Origin of the sequence: Aquabacterium sp. UBA2148 (assembly GCF_002328915.1) — a bacterium.
Classification (GTDB): domain Bacteria; phylum Pseudomonadota; class Gammaproteobacteria; order Burkholderiales; family Burkholderiaceae_C; genus Aquabacterium; species Aquabacterium parvum.
In genome coordinates this window covers 1,825-3,412 of the sequence record NZ_DCXA01000211.1, presented here as the reverse complement: position 1 = coordinate 3,412, position 1,588 = coordinate 1,825, and the positions used below count along the sequence as shown (strand labels likewise).

Below are 1,588 nucleotides of genomic sequence, written 5' to 3'. Positions count from 1 at the left end.
GCATGCGGTAGCGCCCCCCCGCCACCGAAGGCACCAGCTCGAAACACGCTTCGCTGGGTGTGCGCAGGGAGTTGGGCACGGCCACGCGGATGTCGCGCACCATGCGGCGCAAGGCGGTGTCGCTCATGTCGCCCTGGGTGACGCGGTTGCGGGTGTCGGCGTAGGCGTCGATGGCGGGGCGCACGAACACCGCCACCGTGCCGCCGATGATGGTCATCAGCACCAGCACGACGATCAGCTCGATCAGGGTGAAACCGGCGGCCCGGCGGTGGGCGTTCATGGCGTGGGGGGGGCGAACTCGGTCCGCCAGGTGACCAGGGTGACCTCGTCGTTGCCGCGCGCCACCTTGACCTGGATGCGCTTGGCCGGCACGCCTTCGAGCGTGACATCGGTGACGGTGACGTCGAGCGTGTAGGCCGCCAGGGCCGCGATCGCAACGCCCTCGACGTTGCAGACCTTACGGTTGACGGGGTAGAGGTGGTAGTCGGACACGTCGTCGAAGGTGCTGCGACCACAAGCGGCGTCCGACTCCTTGGTCGGGCCGCTGTAGCGCCGCAGCGCGATCTCTTCGAGCATCTCTTCGGCCACGGCCATGAGCTGCTTGCGCACCACCGGGTCGGCGCTGTTGCGCACGTTGACGTTGAACACCGACAGCACGCCTGCCATGCCCACGCTGATGACCACGATGGCGACGATGGTCTCCAGCAGGGTGAAGCCACGCGCCACGGGGAGGGAGCGGCGCTCACTCGACATGGCCGGTCTCCCCGAGGATGCTGATGGGCGCAGCGGCCGTGGGCGTGATGGTCCAGTCCACCGCGTTGGCGCCGGCGCCGTCGGTGGTGACCCGGCCGTCGGGCTGGAAGTACAGGACGACGGCAGGCGAGCTCCCGGCGCTGACCACCGTCGTGGCCTGACTGTTGCTGGCCGTCGCGAAGGTGGTGCCGCCACTCGGGCCAGGCAGGTCGGTGTCGCAGCTGGTGGCCGGGTTGACGCTGGCGATGCGCAGGGTCACCGATGTGTTGTTGACCGTGGCGCAGACCAGGCGGCGGTGGCCGACGGCAAACTTCTGGGCCATGCGCATGGAGCCGGCCAGCGCGTCGCGCCACGCGTCATCGCGCACACCCATGAAGCTGATGAGCTTGGGCACGGCAAAGGCCGCGAGCACCCCCCCGATGACGAGCACCATGATCAGCTCGTTCATCGTGAAGCCACGTTGGCTGACGCCACGGGCAGCAGGGGTGTCTCTGAGACAGGGCATCGGAGCAGGCGACCAGGCGGGCGAACAGGCAGGTGACAAGGCGGGCCGCCCGGTTGGCGGACGACCCTTTGTGCTGATTCTGCCCAGCCCCCTCGGGCGGTATCGCTGCTTCAAAGGGGCGTTTGCCGGCCAGATTTCACGCTGTGAAGGCTGGCCTTTGGCGGCTCAGTACATGTCCTGCGAGTGCATCACCCTCGAGGTCTCCGGCGCGAACACGCCGATGGAGGCCCGTGCCGAGGGGTCGAATGGTCCGGCACCCGAGCACGCGCCATGGGGGCCGCGCAACCAGGCGCGCTGGGCCTTGCCACCACTGGGGTGTGCGCTCAGGCC

General features: G+C 68.9%; 3 protein-coding genes. All 3 read right to left on the bottom strand.

Going from position 1 to position 1,588, the window contains the following annotated elements; genetic code table 11:
- The coding region (locus tag B2W70_RS11765) for a PulJ/GspJ family protein (protein ID WP_286745899.1) at nucleotides 1-280 on the bottom strand (280 nt) is incomplete at its 3' end.
- On the bottom strand, nucleotides 277-753 hold the full coding sequence (locus tag B2W70_RS11760; protein ID WP_058086981.1) for a type IV pilus modification PilV family protein: 477 nt from the start codon (nucleotides 751-753) through the stop codon (nucleotides 277-279). The genes B2W70_RS11765 and B2W70_RS11760, both read right to left, overlap by 4 nt.
- Nucleotides 743-1,258, bottom strand: coding sequence for a type II secretion system protein (locus B2W70_RS11755; RefSeq protein ID WP_286745896.1), 516 nt, complete (start codon nucleotides 1,256-1,258; stop codon nucleotides 743-745). Before B2W70_RS11755 ends, B2W70_RS11760 begins: the two co-directional genes overlap by 11 nt.
- Between the last annotated feature and the right edge of the window lie 330 nt (nucleotides 1,259-1,588).